This is a genomic window from Burkholderia sp. DN3021, from assembly GCF_049805555.1.
Lineage (GTDB): Bacteria > Pseudomonadota > Gammaproteobacteria > Burkholderiales > Burkholderiaceae > Burkholderia > Burkholderia pyrrocinia_C.
Window position 1 is genome coordinate 14,814 of the sequence record NZ_JBNCAB010000056.1, and the last position, 18,230, is coordinate 33,043.

15 protein-coding genes are annotated in these 18,230 nt (G+C 67.9%); 4 read left to right on the top strand and 11 right to left on the bottom strand.

The genetic code is table 11. From position 1 onward, the window contains the following. Window positions 1–85: 85 nt before the first annotated feature. Window positions 86–1,000 carry a LysR substrate-binding domain-containing protein gene (locus ACPUER_RS24535; protein WP_425132359.1) on the top strand — a complete coding sequence of 305 codons (915 nt, stop codon included), beginning with the start codon at window positions 86–88 and terminating at the stop codon, window positions 998–1,000. 236 nt (window positions 1,001–1,236) lie between these two features. Here the strand turns inward: ACPUER_RS24535 and alaS are convergent, their stop codons facing one another. Beyond that, complete coding sequence (gene alaS / locus ACPUER_RS24540) at window positions 1,237–3,861, bottom strand: alanine--tRNA ligase (protein WP_425132360.1); 2,625 nt, start codon at window positions 3,859–3,861, stop codon at window positions 1,237–1,239. Window positions 3,862–4,115: 254 nt separating this feature from the next. Between alaS and ACPUER_RS24545 the strand changes: the two genes are divergently transcribed. Beyond that, on the top strand, window positions 4,116–5,336 hold the full coding sequence (locus ACPUER_RS24545; protein WP_425132373.1) for a CaiB/BaiF CoA transferase family protein: 1,221 nt from the start codon (window positions 4,116–4,118) through the stop codon (window positions 5,334–5,336). 49 nt (window positions 5,337–5,385) lie between these two features. On the opposite strand, the gene ACPUER_RS24550 is transcribed toward ACPUER_RS24545, so the two are convergent. Both ACPUER_RS24550 and ACPUER_RS24555 read right to left on the bottom strand, forming a co-directional pair. Further along, window positions 5,386–5,934 (bottom strand): RBBP9/YdeN family alpha/beta hydrolase, encoded by a 549-nt coding sequence (locus ACPUER_RS24550; RefSeq protein WP_425132361.1) that lies wholly within the window; start codon window positions 5,932–5,934, stop codon window positions 5,386–5,388. A gap of 166 nt (window positions 5,935–6,100) precedes the next feature. Next, entirely contained in the window at window positions 6,101–6,310 is a 210-nt protein-coding gene (locus tag ACPUER_RS24555; RefSeq protein ID WP_175961641.1) for an ornithine acetyltransferase, read from the bottom strand. 252 nt (window positions 6,311–6,562) lie between these two features. Between ACPUER_RS24555 and ACPUER_RS24560 the strand changes: the two genes are divergently transcribed. Then, window positions 6,563–8,272, top strand: a complete 1,710-nt coding sequence (locus ACPUER_RS24560; RefSeq protein ID WP_425132362.1) for a glutamine--tRNA ligase/YqeY domain fusion protein — start codon at window positions 6,563–6,565, stop codon at window positions 8,270–8,272. A gap of 137 nt (window positions 8,273–8,409) precedes the next feature. Here the strand turns inward: ACPUER_RS24560 and ACPUER_RS24565 are convergent, their stop codons facing one another. The 3 genes from ACPUER_RS24565 to ACPUER_RS24575 form a co-directional block, all read right to left on the bottom strand. Next, complete coding sequence (locus ACPUER_RS24565) at window positions 8,410–8,883, bottom strand: NUDIX hydrolase (protein WP_425132374.1); 474 nt, start codon at window positions 8,881–8,883, stop codon at window positions 8,410–8,412. Window positions 8,884–8,891: 8 nt separating this feature from the next. Then, the gene (locus ACPUER_RS24570; protein WP_072444405.1) at window positions 8,892–9,278 is read right to left on the bottom strand and encodes an RT0821/Lpp0805 family surface protein; all 387 of its coding nucleotides are present in this window, start codon (window positions 9,276–9,278) and stop codon (window positions 8,892–8,894) included. 136 nt (window positions 9,279–9,414) lie between these two features. Continuing rightward, complete coding sequence (locus ACPUER_RS24575) at window positions 9,415–10,764, bottom strand: cytochrome-c peroxidase (RefSeq protein ID WP_425132363.1); 1,350 nt, start codon at window positions 10,762–10,764, stop codon at window positions 9,415–9,417. Between the two features lie 222 nt (window positions 10,765–10,986). Here ACPUER_RS24575 and ACPUER_RS24580 point away from each other — a divergent pair, with 222 nt between their 5' ends. After that, complete coding sequence (locus ACPUER_RS24580) at window positions 10,987–12,573, top strand: acid phosphatase (protein ID WP_425132364.1); 1,587 nt, start codon at window positions 10,987–10,989, stop codon at window positions 12,571–12,573. Window positions 12,574–12,679: 106 nt separating this feature from the next. Here the strand turns inward: ACPUER_RS24580 and ACPUER_RS24585 are convergent, their stop codons facing one another. The 5 genes from ACPUER_RS24585 to ACPUER_RS24605 form a co-directional block, all read right to left on the bottom strand. Beyond that, window positions 12,680–14,158 carry an alginate export family protein gene (locus ACPUER_RS24585; protein ID WP_425132365.1) on the bottom strand — a complete coding sequence of 493 codons (1,479 nt, stop codon included), beginning with the start codon at window positions 14,156–14,158 and terminating at the stop codon, window positions 12,680–12,682. A gap of 74 nt (window positions 14,159–14,232) precedes the next feature. After that, window positions 14,233–14,928, bottom strand: coding sequence for a YoaK family protein (locus tag ACPUER_RS24590; RefSeq protein WP_175961646.1), 696 nt, complete (start codon window positions 14,926–14,928; stop codon window positions 14,233–14,235). Beyond that, entirely contained in the window at window positions 14,925–15,839 is a 915-nt protein-coding gene (locus tag ACPUER_RS24595; protein ID WP_425132366.1) for a glyoxalase, read from the bottom strand. Before ACPUER_RS24595 ends, ACPUER_RS24590 begins: the two co-directional genes overlap by 4 nt. Window positions 15,840–15,865: 26 nt before the next feature. Then, window positions 15,866–16,327, bottom strand: coding sequence for a DoxX family protein (locus ACPUER_RS24600; protein WP_425132367.1), 462 nt, complete (start codon window positions 16,325–16,327; stop codon window positions 15,866–15,868). 1 nt (window position 16,328) lies between these two features. Continuing rightward, the gene (locus tag ACPUER_RS24605; protein WP_425132368.1) at window positions 16,329–18,218 is read right to left on the bottom strand and encodes an amidohydrolase; all 1,890 of its coding nucleotides are present in this window, start codon (window positions 18,216–18,218) and stop codon (window positions 16,329–16,331) included. Window positions 18,219–18,230 lie beyond the last annotated feature (12 nt).

Below are 18,230 nucleotides of genomic sequence, written 5' to 3' on the forward strand. Positions count from 1 at the left end.
GAAACCGGAATGCATCCATCGTAGCTTGACCAGACGATCTCGAAAAATGAATAATTAAGAATCCATCCATCGCTTGGAGAGAATCATGGATCTGGCGGCGCTGGCGATTTTCCGGGCGGTCGTGCGCGAGAACGGCGTGACGCGCGCGGCGGCGAAGCTCAATCGCGTGCAGTCGAACGTCACGACGCGCATCAAGCAGCTCGAGGAAGAACTCGGCGCCGCGCTGTTCGTGCGCGACGGCCGCCGGCTCGTGCTGACGCCGGCCGGGCACACGCTGCTGCCGTATGCGGAGCGGCTGCTGGCGCTCGCCGACGAGGCGCGCGACGCGGTGCGCGAGGACACGCCGCGCGGGCGGCTGCGGCTCGGCACGATGGAAAGCACCGCCGCGAGCCGGCTGCCGACCGTGCTCGCGCGCTATCACCATGCATGGCCCGACGTGTCGCTCGAACTGGTGACGGGTACGACGGGCTGGCTGATCGGCAAGGTGCGCGACTTCGAGATCGACGCCGCGCTGTTCGCGCGCCCGCCCGCGCCGGACACGCTGCCCGACACGTTCGAGACGGTGCCGGTCTTCCGCGAGGATCTGGTGCTGCTCACGCCGCTCGGCCATCCGCCGGTGCGCACGCCGCGCGACGTGATCCTGCCGACGCTGATCGCGTTCGAGCGCGGCTGCGCGTATCGCAAGTACGCCGAGCAGTGGTATGCCGCGCATGGGATGAAGCCGGCGCGCGTGCTCGAACTCGGCTCGTATCACGCGATCGTCGCGTGCGTCGCGGCCGGCGCGGGCATCGCGGTCGCGCCGCGTTCGGTGCTCGACCTGCAGCCCGAGACCGGCAACATCGCCGCGCACACAATTGCCGAACTCGCAGGCATCGATACGCTGCTCGCGTGGCGGCAGGGTTACGCGTCGGCGGCGCTCGCCGCGCTGCGCGACGCGCTTGGCGAAGCCGCGCAGCAGCCGGACCCGGCGCAGAAGCCGCGCGTGGCGCAGCCGGCCTGACGCGATCCGCCGACGGACGCACGACGACGCACCCGCGCGCCGCCCGTCTGCATGGCTGGCTACCGCTCGTACGTCAGGCATGGCGGCGGATCAGCCACCCGCACCCCGTGCAAACGCAAAACGACCCGACCGGCCAATGGCCGATCGGGTCGTTTCGTTTCATGCGATTCCGCCAACAGAACCGCGCGGTGCCGGCCGGCGCTCCGCCCTCGCGGGCGCCGCGCCGGCCGGGCCGATCAAAGGCGCTCTTCGACCCAGCCCTTGACGCCGGCCAGCGCGCCCGGCAGGTTCGCCGGCTCGGTGCCGCCTGCCTGCGCCATGTCCGGACGGCCGCCGCCCTTGCCGCCGACCTGCTGCGCGACGAAGTTCACGAGCTCGCCGGCCTTGACCTTCTTGCTCGCGTCGGGCGTGACGCCCGCGATCAGGCTGACCTTGCCGCCTTCGACGGCCGCCAGCACGATCGCCGCGCTCTTCAGCTTGTCCTTCAGCTTGTCGACCGTTTCGCGCAGCGTCTTCGCGTCGGCGCCGTCGAGCGTCGCGGCCAGCACGTACACGCCACCGATTTCGACGGCCTGCTGCGCGAGCTCGTCGCCTTGGCTCGATGCGAGCTTCGACTTCAGCGCGCCCAGTTCCTTCTCGAGCGACTTCACCTGGTCCTGCACCTGCGCGATGCGCTGCGTGAGCTCCGACGGCTGCGCCTTCAGCGCGGCCGCCGCTTCGTTCATGCGGGCGTCGAGATCCTGCACGAAGCGCACCGCGTTGTCGCCGGTGATCGCCTCGACGCGGCGGATGCCGGCCGCGACGCCGCCTTCGACGACGATCTTGAAGAAGCCGATGTCGCCGGTGCGGTGCACGTGCGTGCCGCCGCACAGTTCGCGCGAGAAGCCGAGGTCGAGCACGCGCACTTCATCGCCGTATTTCTCGCCGAACAGCGCCATCGCGCCGCCCTTCACCGCTTCGTCGTACGGCATCACGCGCACGATGCCCGGCGCGTTCGCGAGGATTTCGTTGTTGACGATCTGCTCGACGCGACGGATTTCGGCGTCGGTCATCGGCGCGTTGTGCGCGAAGTCGAAACGGGTTTTTTCGGCGTCGACCAGCGAGCCCTTCTGCTGCACGTGCGCGCCGAGTACCTCGCGCAGCGCCTTGTGCATCAGGTGGGTGGCCGAGTGGTTGCGCTGCGTGCGCGCACGGCGGTGCGCGTCGATTTCCGCGCGCAGCACGTCGCCGACCTTCAGCGTGCCCTGCTCGAGCGAGCCGTGGTGGCCGATCACGTCGGCCTGCACCTTCAGCGTATCGGCCACCGCGAAGCGCGTCGACGCATTCGCGAGCACGCCCTGGTCGCCGACCTGGCCGCCCGATTCCGCGTAGAACGGCGTGTGGTCGAGCACGACGACCGCATCCTGGCCGGTCTTCACTTCGCTGACCGACGAGCCGTCGATGTACAGCGCGACGACCTTCGCGTCGTCGAACGCGATTTCCTCGTAGCCGTGGAAGGTGGTCTTCGCGCCCGTGTATTCGAGGCCCTGCGTGGCCTTGAACTTGCCGGCCGCGCGCGCCTGCTCGCGCTGGCGCGCCATCGCGTCGTCGAATGCCGGCTCGTCGACCGTCATGCCGCGCTCGCGGCACACGTCGGCCGTGAGGTCGAGCGGGAAGCCGTAGGTATCGTGCAGCTTGAACGCGAGTTCGCCGTCCAGCACCTTGCCGCCCTTCGCTTCGACGTCGGCCAGCGCGCCCTCGAGGATCGACATCCCGTGCTCGATCGTTTCGAAGAAGCGCTCTTCTTCCTGCCGCAGCACGTCGGTCACGCGCTGTTCGGCTTCCTTCAGCTCCGGATACGCGCCGCCCATCTCGGCGACGAGGTCGGCCACCAGCTTGTGGAAGAACGAACCCTTGCGGCCGAGCTTGTAGCCGTGGCGGATCGCACGGCGCACGATCCGGCGCAGCACGTAGCCGCGGCCTTCGTTGCCGGGGATCACGCCGTCGACGATCAGGAACGAGCACGCGCGGATGTGATCGGCGATCACCTTCAGCGAGTTGTTGTTCAGGTCGCTGATCTCGGTCACGCGCGCGGCGGCCTTGATCAGGTTCTGGAACAGGTCGATCTCGTAATTGCTGTGCACGTGCTGCAGCACCGCGGCGAGGCGCTCGAGGCCCATGCCGGTGTCGACGGACTGCTTCGGCAGGCGCGTCATGTTGCCCTGCGCGTCGCGGTTGAACTGCATGAACACGAGGTTCCAGATCTCGATGTAGCGGTCGCCGTCTTCCTCGGCCGACCCCGGCGGGCCGCCCCACACGTCCGGGCCGTGGTCGTAGAAGATTTCCGTGCACGGGCCGCACGGGCCCGTATCGCCCATCGTCCAGAAGTTGTCGGACGCGTAGCGCGCGCCCTTGTTGTCGCCGATCCGGATGATGCGCTCAGCCGGCACGCCGACTTCCTTCGCCCAGATGTCGTACGCCTCGTCGTCTTCCTGGTAGACGGTGACCCACAGCTTTTCCTTCGGCAGCTGGTAGACCGTGGTCAGCAGCTCCCACGCGAAGCGGATCGCGTCGTGCTTGAAGTAGTCGCCGAACGAGAAGTTGCCGAGCATCTCGAAGAACGTGTGGTGGCGCGCCGTGTAGCCGACGTTCTCGAGGTCGTTGTGCTTGCCGCCCGCGCGCACGCTGCGCTGCGCCGTCGTGGCGCGCGAATACGGGCGCTGGTCCGTGCCGAGGAAGACGTCCTTGAACTGGACCATGCCCGAGTTCGTGAACATCAGCGTGGGGTCGTTACCGGGCACGAGGCTCGACGAGCGGACGATCGTGTGGCCCTTCGATTCGAAGAATTTGAGGAATTTCTCGCGGATTTCGGCAGCTTTCATGGCGTGCGGGGACAGTCTGGCAAAGACGGCTTCAAACGCCGGCGCCCCAGGCGGGGCGCGCGGCGGCATGGATTCGGAAACGATCGATTATACGGGATCGGGGCCGGCTTCCGGGCAAAGCACCGGCAAAGCGGCCCGGCCATCCGGCCGGCCCGGCCGGGCCACCCGGATGGCCGATTCGCCTTAAGATGCTCGGCATGCCAATCGGCCTTGCCGAGCAACGGAGGCCAGCCATGAAAGGAGACGATTCGACGATGGGTGCCCTGAGCCATATCCGCGTGCTGGACCTCACCCGCGTGCTCGCGGGCCCGTGGTGCGCGCAGACCCTCGCCGATTTCGGCGCGGACGTGATCAAGGTCGAGCGCCCGGGCGCCGGCGACGACACGCGCCACTGGGGGCCGCCGTACCTGAAGGGCGCGGACGGCGCGGATACCGCCGAGGCCGCGTACTACCTCGCGGCGAACCGCAACAAGCGCTCGGTGACGATCGACATCGCGACGCCCGAAGGCCAGCAGATCGTGCGCGAACTCGCCGCGCAATGCGACGTCGTGCTCGAGAACTACAAGGTCGGCCAGTTGAAGAAATACGGGCTCGACTACGAATCGCTGCGCGCGGTGAAGCCCGATCTCGTCTACTGCTCGGTCACCGGCTTCGGCCAGACGGGCCCGTACGCGCACCGCGCGGGCTACGACTTCATCGTGCAGGGAATCGGCGGCTTCATGAGCATCACCGGCGAGCGCGACGGCGAGCCGGGCGGCGGCCCGCAGAAGGCCGGCGTCGCGATCGCCGATCTCGCGACCGGCCTCTACTCGACGATCGCCGTGCTCGCCGCGCTCGCGCACCGCGACCGTACGGGCGTTGGCCAGTACATCGACATGGCGCTGCTCGACGTGCAGGTCGCGCTGCTCGCGAACATGAACACCAACTTCCTCGCGAGCGGCAAGCCGCCGGTGCGCTGGGGCAACGCGCATCCGAACATCGTGCCGTACCAGACGTTCCAGACGAGCGACGGGTGGATCATCGTCGCGGTCGGCAACGACGGGCAGTTCCGCAAGTTCGTCGAGGCCGGCGGCCGGCCCGAACTGGCCGACGACGAGCGCTTCGCGACGAACCCGTCGCGCGTGCGCCACCGCGACACGCTGGTGCCGATCCTCGCGGAGATGGTGAAGGCACGCGGCAAGGCCGACTGGATCGGCGTGCTCGAAGCGGCCGGCGTGCCGTGCGGGCCGATCAACGATCTGGAGGAGGTGTTCGACAACGAGCAGGTCGTCGCGCGCGGGATGCAGGTGTCGCTGCCGCACCCGTGCGGCGCGGACGTGCAGCTCGTGCGCAACCCGATCCGGATGAGCGCGACGCCGCCCGACGCGCGCACGGCCCCGCCGCTGCTCGGCGCGCAGACCGACGACGTGCTGCGCGACATGCTCGGCTACGACGACGAACGGATTGCGGCGTTGAAGGCGAAGCAGGCGATCTGACGAACGGCCGCTTCAACGGCTCGTGCGGCGGCGACTACCCGAGCGGCGACTACCGCGCGAGCGCGTCCAGCCAGCCACGTGCGGCCGGCCAGTCGCCGAGCCCGCTGTCCGCGTTGATGTGGCCGCGCGGGCCGATGTCGCGAAATTCACTGCCCCACGCGTGCGCGCAACCGCGCGCGAACGCGAGCGAGCCGTACGGATCGTCGCTGCTCGCGACGACGCAGGTCGGAAACGGCAGCCGCTCGTGCGGCACGGGCCCGAAGCCGTGCGCGTCGGCGGGAAACGCCGGCCCGGCGGGATCGGGCAGCGCGACGAGCAGCGCGCCGCGCACTTTCGCGAGCGCGGCCGGGCGCGCATAGCGCGTCGCCCACCATGCGGCGGTCAGCGTGCCGAGGCTGTGGCCGGCGATCAGCACGGGCCCGCGCGCGGCTTCGACCGCGCGATCGAGCGCGAGACACCAGCCGTTGCGGAACGCGCGGTCCCAGTCGGGCATCGCGACGCGCGAGAAGCGCGCATCGGCGCGCTCCCAGCGGCTCTGCCAGTGAAGCGGGCCCGAATTGCCGTAGCCCGGCAGGACGAAAACGAGGGGGGTGCTCATGGAAGGATTCGTCGACGAATGGTGTCGTTATGCGATGTCGACGAAGTGTCGCACACCCTCCTCTCCCTGATGCTGCCTGTCAAAAAAACGGAAGGATGTGCGCTAGGGCCGTGACGCGTTCAGGACGATGTCACGACCGGCCGGCGCTCAGGCGCGCCGGCTTCGATCAGCGTACGCCGGCGCCGACCAGGCCGCCTGCCGCCGCGCCGGCAACCGTGCCGACCGGGCCGCCCGTGATCAGGTAGCCGAGCGCGCCGCCCGCGGCCGCGCCGATACCGGCATTGCGTTGCGTATGCGTCATCGCGCATGCGCCGAGTTGCGACAGCGCCGCGACGATCACCGCGGTACGAACGAGAAAAGTGGTCTTCTTCGTCATGGTTATTGGCTTCCTCCCGCCACGCAATTACGCGAATGGCGGCATTGAATCGGTGAAGCCATCATAGGAAAACCCGAACGGCGCGAGCAATCCGATTTACGTCGTGTTACAGCCGACACACTATCGAGATATTGCGGCACGCATCGCGAATGCACCGGCCCTCACCCGCAAGCCGCGCGGGACGGGCCCCGGTCAGGTAGAATTACAGGATTAAACCGGCGCGACGCGCCGACACAACCTGACGCCAACCGCATGAGCACCGAACGCAACGACGCCCCCGCGGCTTCCAACTTCATTCGTAACATCATCGACGACGACAACCGCACCGGCAAATGGGGCGGCCGCGTCGAAACGCGCTTCCCGCCCGAGCCGAACGGTTATCTGCACATCGGCCACGCGAAGAGCATCTGCCTGAACTTCAGCGTCGCGCGCGACTACGGCGGCGTGTGCCACCTGCGCTTCGACGACACGAACCCGGAAAAGGAAAGCGTCGAGTACGTCGACTCGATCGTCGACGCCGTGCGCTGGCTCGGTTTCGACTGGCGCAAGGACGCGGTCGACCACCAGTATTTCGCGAGCGACTACTACGACAAGCTGTACGAATTCGCCGAGCTGCTGATCAAGCGCGGCAAGGCATATGTCGACAGCCAGAGCGCCGACGAAATGCGCGCGAACCGCGGCTCGCTGACGGAAGGCGGCAAGCCGTCGCCGTTCCGCGAGCGCACGCCCGACGAAAACCTCGACCTGTTCCGCCGCATGAAGGCCGGCGAGTTCAAGGAAGGCGAGCACGTGCTGCGCGCGAAGATCGACATGGCTTCGCCGAACATGAACATGCGCGACCCGGTGATCTACCGGATCCGCTACGCGCACCACTACCGCACCGGCGATACATGGTGCGTGTATCCGATGTACGACTACACGCACTGCATCTCGGATGCGCTCGAAGGCATCACGCATTCGCTGTGCACGCTCGAATTCGAGGATCACCGCCCGCTGTACGACTGGGTGCTGAACGAACTCGCGGAAGCCGGCGTGTTCACGCGCCCGCTGCCGCAGCAAATCGAATTCTCGCGGCTGAACCTCACGTACGCGATCACCAGCAAGCGCAAGCTGCTGCAACTCGTCACCGAAGGCCACGTCGACGGCTGGGACGACCCGCGGATGCCGACGATCGTCGGCGTGCGCCGCCGCGGCTTCACGCCGGAGAGCATCCACCTGTTCTGCGAACGGATCGGCGTGACGAAGATCGATTCGTGGATCGACATGAGCATCTTCGAAGGCGCGCTGCGCGACGACCTCGACGACAAGGCCGCGCGCACGGTCGCGGTGCTCGATCCGCTGAAGCTCGTGATCGACAACTATCCGGAAGACCTCGAGGAAGCGTGCACGGCGCCCGTGCATCCGCACCATCCGGAGCGCGGCGTGCGCACGTTCCCGATCTCGCGCGAGCTGTGGATCGAGCGCGAGGATTTCGTCGAGAACCCGCCGAAGGGCTATTTCCGCCTGTTCCCGGGCAACAAGGTGCGCCTGCGCTACGGCTACGTGATCGAGTGCACGGGCTTCGACAAGGATGCCGACGGCAACGTGACGGCCGTGCACTGCAACTACTTCCCGGACAGCAAGTCGGGCACCGAAGGCGCGAACACGTACAAGGTCAAGGGCAACATCCACTGGGTCAGCGCGAAGCATGCGCAGCCGGCCGAAGTGCGGATCTACGACCGCCTGTTCAAGGAGCCGCATCCGGACGCGGGCGGCGCGAACTTCCTCGAAGCGCTGAATCCCGATTCGAAGAAGATCGTGCAGGCGTACGTCGAGCCGGGCAACAGCGACATCGCGCCGGAAACGCGCCTGCAGTTCGAGCGGCACGGCTACTTCGTTGCCGACCGTGTCGATTCGAAGCCGGGCAAGCCCGTGTTCAACCGGATCGTCGGGCTGCGCGACAGCTGGGGCAAGCCGGCCTGACGGCCTGCTCCGCGTGCGGCGCGCGGCCTTGGGCCGACGTCGCGCGACCATGAAAAAAACCGGCTCGAGGGCCGGTTTTTTATTGCATGCATCGAAGCGAAGCCAGGCAATGCGGCGGCGGAAGCCACCGCGTTCGTTCACGCGCCCGACAGCCGACGATGCAGTTCCGCCAGCGACAGCTTCGTGCGAAACAGCCGCGCGAGGCTGCGGCTCGCATACGCGTCGATATCGCCCGGCGCGGTCCAGCGATACGCATCCATCTCGGGAATCATCGAGCCGTCGCGACGGCTCGGGAACAGCGACGTGCACGTGCACAGCGCGGGATCGATCTCGCCGTCCGCCACCTGCACCGCGAACAGGTGCAGGTCCTTGTCGTGCCGGTACGCGAAGCGGCCGAGATCGAGCAGCCGCGCCGGCGCGAACTCGATGCCGGTTTCCTCGAGCAGCTCTCGCAGCGCCGCGTCGGCCGGCGTCTCGCCGGGCTCGCCCTGCCCCTTCGGGATATCCCAGTGCGTGGTGTCCGTCGCGTGCGCGAGGAACACGCGGCCGGCCGCATCGAGGATCACGACGCCGCACGACACCGCGCGCGGCGCGTCGCCCCGCTTCGTCACGCTCGTGCTCAGCGCTTCTGCAACTGCCACTTGCCCGCGGCCGTCTTGCAGTAGACGGGCTTGAGCGTCATCGTCTGGCCCTTCGCGGTGATGTCGGTGGTGATTTCGCGGCAGGTCTTGCCGTCCGTCTCGGTCGTGGTCGGCGTGAGCTTCGCTTCGATCTGCGTGCGGCTGCCGCTGTTCTGCCACGTCGTCGTCTCGCCGTCCTTGCCTTCGTCGCGCACCTTCGCGGCGGCCTTCGACAGCGACGCGGTGTCGGCCTTGCTGAAATAGCTGAGCGGCGTGTCGTTCAGGAAGTTCAGGTTGTTCTGCGCATGGGCGGGCAGCATCGCGGCAACGCACGCGGCGCCGGCCAGCACGCGCGTGACGACGGAAAGGGATGCACGCATCGACATGTTGTTCTCCTTGGATGTTCGCTCGAACGGCGCGGTGCATGCCGGCGAACCGGCACGCGCCACGCCCGTCAGCGAGCGAGCATAGCATGCGTGCCGCGTGCGACGCTTCCGGGCCTGTTCCCGCTAATGACGGGCCCTAGCGGGCCGCCTGCGTCGACCCGGGTTGATATCCGTCAGTCAGCGTGCCCAGGAACGCGATCACGTCCTTGATCTCGGCCGCGTTCAGCGCCGGCTGCTCGCCGCGCTTGCGGTCGAACGGCGGTTCGCGGTTGATGTTCGGCCAGTAGCGCTTCGGCAGGTCGTCGTAGATCTGCACCTTGCCGTGCACGACCGGATAGAACTTCTCCGGATGAATGTCGCGCTCGACATAGAAGCGCATCACGTCCTCGAGCGAGTGATATACGCCGTTGTGGAAGAACGTCTTGCGCAGCGCGACGTTGCGCAGCGACGGCGTGCGGAACAGCCCGCAGAATTCGTCGCGGCCCTTCAGGTCGGTGCGCTCGGGGCCGCACGCGCCGAGATCGTGGAAGCGCGGGTCGCGGTTCACAGGCAGCGCGCGGTTGCGCGGCACCGCGATCGCGATCAGCCCGAAATCGCTGAACTGCGGCGGGCCGCCTTCGAGCGTGCGCTGGCTAATGTGGCAGCTCGCGCAATTGCCCTTCTTCTCGTCGTTGAACAGTTGCAGACCGTGCAACTCGGCGGGCGTGAGCTGCGCGCGGCCGGCCAGGTATGCGTCGTACTTGCTCGTATATGGATCGAACAGCGCAGGCTGCTGCTGGAACGCATCGAGCGCACGCAACACCGCGTCGAAGGCGGCCTGATCGTCGCCGAGCACCCGCTCGCCGAATGCCTTGCGGAACGCGTCCGCATACGGCGCCGCGCGCACCGCCTGCGCGACCCGCGCCGGCGAGCTGCTCATCTCGAACGGCGACAGCAGCGGAATGCGCGCCTGCGCGTCGCGCGTGTCGACGCGGCCGTCCCAGGTCAGCCCGCCGGTCGGGCCCGCGTCGATGCTTTCGTCGCCCTCGTCGGGCGAATCGTGGAAATGCTCGCTGAACGGCGGGATGCCGCGCAAGTACTTCAGCGACGGCGCCGCACGGAACCCGATGCGATGCATGTCGTCGCCGCCGAGCTGCACCGACAGCGCGTTCGGCGGCCCGAACGCATGTTCGGCGCTGTGGCACGACGCGCACGCGAGCTTGCCGGAGCCCGACAGCGACGGATCGGAGAACAGTTGCTTGCCGAGCGCCGTCATCTGCTTCACGCCCTCGAACACCTGCGCACGCGTCTGCGGCTGGCTGGCCGGTGCGACCGCGGGCGCGGCCGGCGCGGCCTGGGCAGCCGGCACGACGGACGCCGCCGGCGAATTCGCGCCGGGCCGCGCATCGCAACCGGCGAGCGCTGCGAGCCCGGCAGCCAGCGCCAGGGCCGCCGCGGCATGGATCAACGATCGCGCGGACGCAAAGGATTTCGGGGTGGTGGGCATCGTCGTTCTATGGGTAGCGGTGGGCAATCGGCCGGAGCTTATGTCAGTTCCGTGTCCGTCGCGTGACGTTCCGCCGACAGTCAATTGAAAGCGCCCCTACACCCGCCTGTCAAACGGGTTCCAGATAATGCGCGCAGCCGGTCGGCGCCCAGCGCCTGTCGCGCCGGCCCCTGCGCCAACCCGGTTCCCACACGCGACCCACGACGAAAGAGAGAACATCGCATGAAGAAGCACGCCTGGATTCGCTATACGCCGATCGCCCTCGCGGCCGCGCTCGGCCTGACCGCCTGCGGCGGCGACGACGTCACGCAACAGGGCCTGTCGGCCGTCAAGAACGTTGTCGTGATCTATGCGGAAAACCGCAGCTTCGACAACCTGTACGGCAACTTCCCGGGCGCGAACGGCCTGCAGAACGCGACGGCCGCGAACTCGGTGCAGAAGGATCGCGACGGCTCGACGATGGCGACGCTGCCGAAGGTCTGGGGCGGCCTGACCGCGACCGGCATCACGCCGGCAGTCACCGAGGCGATGACGGCGAACCTGCCGAACGCGCCGTTCGCGATCGACGATCCGAAAGGCTTCAACCAGCCGATGAGCATCGCGACGCGCGACATCGTGCACCGCTTCTACCAGGACCAGATGCAGATCAACGGCGGCAAGAACGACATGTACGCCGCGTGGACCGATGCCGGCGGCCTGACGATGGGCCACTACACGCCGGACCCGTCGAAGCTGCCGCTGTGGAAGATCGCGCAGCAGTACGTGCTCGCCGACAACTTCTTCATGGGCGCGTTCGGCGGCTCGTTCCTGAACCACCAGTACCTGATCTGCGCGTGCGCGCCGTTCTACGCGAACGCGAACACGAGCCCCGCGGCCGGCAAGATCGCGGTCCTGAACGCGGACGGCAAGTCGCTGAAGGTCGCCGCGAACTCGCCCGCCTCCGCGCTGAGCGGCCCGCCGAAGTTCGTCAACGACGGCGCGATCACGCCCGACTTCTTCGCGGTCAACACGATGCAGCCGCCGTATCAGCCGAGCGGCAACAAGGCGGCCACGGGCGGCGACCCGCTGCTCGCCGACCCGGCCAACGCGTCGACGATGCCGCCGCAGACGGCCACCAACATCGGCGACCTGCTGACCAATGCGAACGTGTCGTGGGCCTGGTATGGCGGCGCGTGGGGCCAGGCGCTGCAGGCGAGCCAGAACGGCACGTCGAACGTGATCTACGGCGCCGACCTGTCGACGCCGAACTTCCAGCCGCACCACCAGCCGTTCAACTACTTCGCGAACCAGGCGCCGGGCACCGCGAACCGCGCGCAGCACCTGCTCGACGGCGGCGCGAACGGCGCCGAGTTCATCAAGGCGATCGACGCGGGCACGCTGCCGGCGGTGACGTTCTACAAGCCGCAGGGCAACCTGAACGAGCACCCGGGCTACACGGACGTCACGTCGGGCGACCAGCACATCGCCGACGTGATCGCGCACCTGCAGGCGAGCCCGCAGTGGAAGAACATGGTCGTGGTCGTCACGTACGACGAAAACGGCGGCTTCTGGGATCACGCCGCGCCGCCGACCGCCGACCGCTGGGGTCCGGGCACGCGCATTCCGGCGCTGATCGTGTCGCCGTATGCGAAGAAGGGCTTCGTCGACCACACGCAGTACGACACGGGCTCGATCCTGCGCTTCATCACGCGCCGCTACTCGCTGCCGCGCCTCGCGGGCCTGCAACAGCGCGACGACGCGCTGAAGGCCAACGGCGCGCAGCCGATGGGCGACCTGACGAACGCGCTCACGCTGTCGCCGAACCTGTAACGGCATCGCGAGGGAACGGGCCGGCGGCGCTGCCGGTCCGGACGAACGAAGGGCGGCCTCATGGCCGCTTTTTTTTCATGAGTGCGCGTCGTTGTCGCGCCCCTCGTCACCAGCCGTACTTCAGCTCGACGCCGACATAGTCGGCGTTGTGCCCGCCCGCCTGCCGGATCGCGTCGCCGACCTGGAAATGCACGGCCTCGATCGCGCCGATCAGGTTCGCGGCGATCGTCCAGTCCGCCCGCAGCTGCACATACATCCCCGTCCACAACCCGCCCTTGCCGGCCGTGCCCGGCACCACGGCGTTGCCCTGCTGGTAGACCGCGTCGCCGGTCGTCTCGCGCCACTGGAAACCGAGCGCGCCGAGCAGCGCCAGGTTCGGCGACGGCTTCAGCGTCACCGACGGCTTCACGTGGATCAGGTTCGAGTAACCGGTGAAGCCCGCGAGCGTGAAGTAATAGCCGTTCGGAAACAGCGGATTGAAGGTGCCGATGCGGCCGTCGTGCGGATGCCGGTCGCCCGACGCCGCGTCGACCTGCAGCGCGACGCGCGGCGACCACGGCGCATCGAGCCGGTAGCCTGCGATCGAGCCGAGCGCCCACGCGCGGATCGAGCTGCCGCCGACCGTCCCCGTCTGCAGCATCGTTTCGAGATCCCAGTCGAAGCGCCCCTGCGTGCCCGTGTAGCGCATGTCCCACACGTCGCGGCGCTCGGCGCCGCTCGCATCGAGAAAGCGCGCATTGCTGCGGTTGTAGCGCGACCAGTAGCCCGACAGGTCGCCGGGCCCGACCGACTGCCGCTCGAAGCGCACGCCGCTGAACGTGAGGTTGCGGTTCGACACGTCGTCGAACGCGGACACGGTGCGGTTCTGCACGGGCTGCGTCGCATACGCGATAAAGCGCCACTTTTGATATTCGTAGTCGGCCCACACCGCATCGAACGCCTGCCGCACGTTCGGGCCATCGCGCGCGGCGATGAAACGCTGCAGGTCGAACGCCATCTCCTGCCGGCCGACGCGGAGCTTGAACGTGCCGCCGCCGAGCGCACCCGTGTAGGTCGCGAATGCCTGTTCGAGATCGAGCGGGTTCTTGTCGACCGGCGAGATCGTGTTCTTGCCGAACGCGCGGTCGTCCTGCAACTGCACGAAGAACTGCCAGTGTTGGCCGAGATGCGCATCGGCATGCACTTCGACGCGCTGGATCAGGTACGTGTCCGATTGCGCGGAGCCGATCCCGAACAGCGGCGCGTCGTTGGTTTCCAGACGCTCGCGCAGGTTCACGCCGAGCGAAAGATAGGATGACGGATCGTTGCCGAGCGGGATGTATTTCAACCCGTCGAGCGGCGCGCGCGGCACGCATGGATTCGCGAGCACCGACCAGTCTTCCTGCCAGCGGTTGAACAGCACGGTCGGCCGCTTGGCCGTGCACGTCGATGCGGGCGCGCCGTCCGCCGCCGGTGCAGTCGCCGTGTCCGCGAACGCCGCATCGGCACCCGCGAGCAGCAGCCCCGCGACAACCGACGCGCGGGCAACCCGGTCGAAGCGGCTGCCTCGGGTCGTCGCGGCACGCTGCCCGCTTGTCGCGGCCATCCGTTCGCGACCGCCTGCATCGGTCCGGCCCGCTCGCCCGCCGCGGTCGCGACGCGTCCCTCCACGCTGCACGATCATGCATGCTCCTGCGTGCCGGTACGGGCGGACACCCCCGTACATGCCGCCAGCACCGCGAGCGTGCCGGCGGGCACAAGCAGCGCCCAGAACCCGATATGGCGAAAACCCAGCGCGCCGCATACCGCGCCGAGCGCGAACGCGACGATCGCCGGCAGCATCTTCGCGAAGCGCGCGCGTGCCGTCGCGCGCACGCTGTCGGCCGTGCCGGCGGACAGCAGGTCGACGACATCGAGAATCGCCTGCGTGACGTTGCCGGTCATCACCGTGTTCGGCACGCCGGCGCGCGCGATCACGCGCGGATGCGCGTTCTGCACGCCCATCGCGAACGTGCCGACGAAACCGGCCAGCAGCACCGGCAGGCTGTCGGATTGCGTCACGGGCGTCGCCCAAACGCCGGCCGCGCAGAAGCCGAGCAGCAGTACCGCCTGCACCGTATGCAGGGCTCGCGCGCCCTGCCATGCGGGTCGCGCGGAAAGCGCGCGCGCAATCAGGCTGCTCGCGACGACGCCGCACACGAACGCAGGAAACACGCTGAGCTTCAGCAGGACGCCCTGCCCGAACCCCGCGACGCCCGCGCCGATCAGCACGAAGTTGCCCGTCACGTGCGCGGTGAACAGTCCGAACAGCGCGACGAAGCTCAGCGTATCGACGAAGCCGGCCACCGCGGAAAGGATCGTGTCTTCGTGCTTCATCGCGCCGCGCTCGCGTGGATCTCGGCGACGTAGCCGCCGGGGAACTGCACGAGCGCCGCATCGCGCCCGTCCGCCGTATACGACGGCACGAGCACGTTCACGCCCGCGGCCCGCGCCTGCTTCAGCGTCGCGGCCAGATCCGGCACTTCGTAGCCGGTCATCTCGCGGCCGTACGGGTAAGGCAGTTGGCCGTCCGTCACGAGCACGGTCATCTTGCCGAAGCCCGACGTGATGCGAATGCGGCGATAGGTGTCGTTCGGCCGGCCGATCTCGATGCCGGGCGCCTTGAGGTTGTCGGACACCACCTTGCCGTTCGAGAACTTGACGAAATCATGGACGAACTTGCGCACGCTCTGCGGCGACACATACACGCGGTTCTCGGGGATCGTCTGCAGCGCCGCGTAGTTCGGCGCCTGCGTGTGCCAGTACAGCTGCATCTTCACGCCGCCCGTCCACGCGATCACCGCATCGCGGCCGATCGGATCGGGAAACGTGTCGACGATCACTTCCGCGCCATGCTCGCGCGCCACCTTCATCGCCGCGTCCATGTCGGTGACGAGGTAACCCGTGCGCTCCGCGCCGAACGGCCAGGGCACGGGCGTCTTGAAGCCGAACACGGAGATCGTGCCCGCCGGCGTGAAAACGAGTTGCGACATCGTCTGGCTCGGGGTCGGCGTGACCTGGAACACGCCCTGCTTCGACTTGCTGCCGCCGAACGTCGCGACGAAGCTGTCGGTGAAGCGATCGAAATCCTCGGGGGCGACGTATACGTGTGTCGTGTCGTATTGCGGCCCGACGGCAAGCGTCGGCGTGGCCGCCGGCGGCACGGGCGGCTTCGCGTACGACGCCGGCGCCGCGACGAGGCCGGCGGCGATCGCAAGCGCGAGCAAGGCGGAACGAATCGTTTTCATCACAGGATTTCCTTGTTGTTTCATCGTCATCGAGTGGTACGGCCGTCGCCGGCCGTGTGCTTCGCATCGGCGAGCAGCGTCGCGAGCACGAGTGCGGCGATCAGCCCGAGATGCTCGAAAAAGCTGTTGAGCGCCATGAAATGATCGGCGCCCGTGCGGTTCCAGAAATCGTTCGCCACCAGCATCGCGACGACGGTCAGCATGCCGAGGCTGCCGGCGCCGAGCCACGTGAAGCGGTTCAACACCACGCACAGCGAGCCGGCGATCTCGACCGCGATCGCGAGCGCCGCCCAGAGCGCGGCCGGATGCAGGCCGAAATGCGCCTGCTCGGCGACCGCGCCGTCGAAATCCAGCGCCTTCGCGACGCCGCCGATCAGGAAGGCGGACACCAGCGCGAGGCGCACGAGCGGCAGGACCCACGGCTGCGCCAGCAGCGCGCGGACCCACGCCGGGTTGCCGAAGCCGCCGGAGTTGATCGGGGCCGCCATGTCAGACCGCCCAGCACGAACAACCGAACGCGCCCCAGAAGCCCTTCGCGTCCGACGTCGGCAACGCACTGCCCCACGCGCTCGCATGCGCATGCGCGTGCACGTTGCATGCACTCGCGCAGCCGCACATCGCGGCGGCCGCCGCACGCTGCAGCGGTGCGCCGTTGCGCTGCGTCGCGCCCCAACCGCCGTAGCCGCCATACTCGCGCACCGGCGACCAGTCCGGCATCGCGGGCGGAATCGGCGCGTCGTGCGATGCGAACGGCCCCGCGCCCCATACGATCTTGCCGCCGACCACCGTCAACAATGCGGTCGTATCCACGATATCGTCCTCCGCACATGTGAAGAAATCGCGATCCGGGACCATCAGGTCGGCAAGCTGCCCGACCGCGATGCGCCCTTTCTTCCCCTCTTCGTTCGAGAACCACGTCACGTATTCGGTCCACATCCGCAGCGCGGTCTCGCGATCGAGCAGGTTGCGTTGCGGATACATGCGCAAGCCGCCGACCGTCTTGCCCGTCACGAGCCACGCGAGCGACACCCACGGGTTGTACGACGCGACGCGCGTTGCGTCGGTGCCGGCCGACACCTTGAGCCCCTTGTCGAGCATCTTCGCGACGGGCGGCGTCGCCTCGGCCGCCTGTGCACCGTAGCGCTCGACGAAGTATTCCCCCTGGTACGCCATCCGGTGCTGCACCGCGATGCCGCCGCCCAGCGCCGCAATACGATCCATCGATTTTTCGGAGATCGTTTCCGCATGATCGAAGAACCAGTTCAACCCGTCGAGCGGAATTTCGCGGTTCACCTTTTCGAACACGTCGAGCGCGCGGCTGATCGTTTCATCGTAGGTCGCATGCATGCGCCATGGCCAGCGGTTCTGTGCGAGCACGCGCACGACGCCTTCGAGATCGTCTTCCATCTGCGCCGGCAGATCGGGACGCGCGACGCGGAAATCCTCGAAGTCGGCCGCCGAGAACACCAGCATCTCGCCGGCGCCGTTGTTGCGGAAATAGTCGGTGCCGTCGTGATACTTGACGCTCTTGGTCCAGTTCACGAAATCTTCCTTTTCCGCATTCGGCTTCTGCGTGAACAGGTTGTACGCGATCCGGATCGTCATCTCGCCCGCGTCGTGCAACTTGCGGATCACTTCGTAATCGTCGGGATAATTCTGCGAACCGCCGCCCGCGTCGATCACGCCCGTCACGCCGAGGCGGTTCAGTTCGCGCATGAAGTGGCGCGTCGAGTTGTACTGGTATTCGAACGGCAGCTTCGGCCCCTTCGCGAGCGTCGCGTAGAGGATCGTCGCGTTCGGGTTCGCGAGCAGCAGCCCGGTAGGGTTGCCCGCGGCGTCGCGCAGGATCGTGCCGCCCGGCGGCTCGGGCGTGTCCTTCGTGTAGCCGACCACGCGCAGCGCGGCCGCGTTCAGCAGCGCGCGGTCGTACAGGTGCAGGATGAACACCGGCGTATCGGGCGCGGCCGCGTTGAGTTCGTCGATCGTCGGCAGGCGCTTCTCGGCGAACTGGTGCTCGGTGAAGCCGCCGACCACGCGCACCCATTGCGGCGCGGGCGTGATCGCGACCTGCCGCCTGAGCATCTCCATCGCGACTGCGAGCGAACGCACGCCGTCCCAGCGCAGCTCCATGTTGTAGTTCAGGCCGCCGCGAATCACGTGCGTATGGTTGTCGATCAGGCCCGGCAGCACGGCGCGGCCGTCGAGATCGACGACCTTCGTCGCGCGGCCCGCGAGCGGCACGATCTCCGCATTGCCGCCGACCGCGACGAAGCGGCCGTCCTTGATCGCGACGGCGGTGGCGACGGGGTTCGCACGATCGAGCGTCGTGATGCGCCCGTTGTGCAGGATGAGATCGGGTTGAATGTCGGTTGCGTTCATGAAATGTCCTCG

Excerpts from the sequence above, each read along its gene's own strand:
- ACPUER_RS24535 (WP_425132359.1), top strand. The coding sequence starts at position 86 with ATGGATCTGGCGGCGCTGGCGATTTTCCGGGCGGTCGTGCGCGAGAAC.
- alaS (WP_425132360.1), bottom strand. The coding sequence starts at position 3,861 with ATGAAAGCTGCCGAAATCCGCGAGAAATTCCTCAAATTCTTCGAATCG.
- ACPUER_RS24545 (WP_425132373.1), top strand. The coding sequence starts at position 4,116 with ATGGGTGCCCTGAGCCATATCCGCGTGCTGGACCTCACCCGCGTGCTC.
- ACPUER_RS24550 (WP_425132361.1), bottom strand. The coding sequence starts at position 5,934 with ATGAGCACCCCCCTCGTTTTCGTCCTGCCGGGCTACGGCAATTCGGGC.
- ACPUER_RS24555 (WP_175961641.1), bottom strand. The coding sequence starts at position 6,310 with ATGACGAAGAAGACCACTTTTCTCGTTCGTACCGCGGTGATCGTCGCG.
- ACPUER_RS24560 (WP_425132362.1), top strand. The coding sequence starts at position 6,563 with ATGAGCACCGAACGCAACGACGCCCCCGCGGCTTCCAACTTCATTCGT.
- ACPUER_RS24570 (WP_072444405.1), bottom strand. The coding sequence starts at position 9,278 with ATGTCGATGCGTGCATCCCTTTCCGTCGTCACGCGCGTGCTGGCCGGC.
- ACPUER_RS24575 (WP_425132363.1), bottom strand. The coding sequence starts at position 10,764 with ATGCCCACCACCCCGAAATCCTTTGCGTCCGCGCGATCGTTGATCCAT.
- ACPUER_RS24580 (WP_425132364.1), top strand. The coding sequence starts at position 10,987 with ATGAAGAAGCACGCCTGGATTCGCTATACGCCGATCGCCCTCGCGGCC.
- ACPUER_RS24585 (WP_425132365.1), bottom strand. The coding sequence starts at position 14,158 with ATGGCCGCGACAAGCGGGCAGCGTGCCGCGACGACCCGAGGCAGCCGC.
- ACPUER_RS24590 (WP_175961646.1), bottom strand. The coding sequence starts at position 14,928 with ATGAAGCACGAAGACACGATCCTTTCCGCGGTGGCCGGCTTCGTCGAT.
- ACPUER_RS24595 (WP_425132366.1), bottom strand. The coding sequence starts at position 15,839 with ATGAAAACGATTCGTTCCGCCTTGCTCGCGCTTGCGATCGCCGCCGGC.
- ACPUER_RS24600 (WP_425132367.1), bottom strand. The coding sequence starts at position 16,327 with ATGGCGGCCCCGATCAACTCCGGCGGCTTCGGCAACCCGGCGTGGGTC.
- ACPUER_RS24605 (WP_425132368.1), bottom strand. The coding sequence starts at position 18,218 with ATGAACGCAACCGACATTCAACCCGATCTCATCCTGCACAACGGGCGC.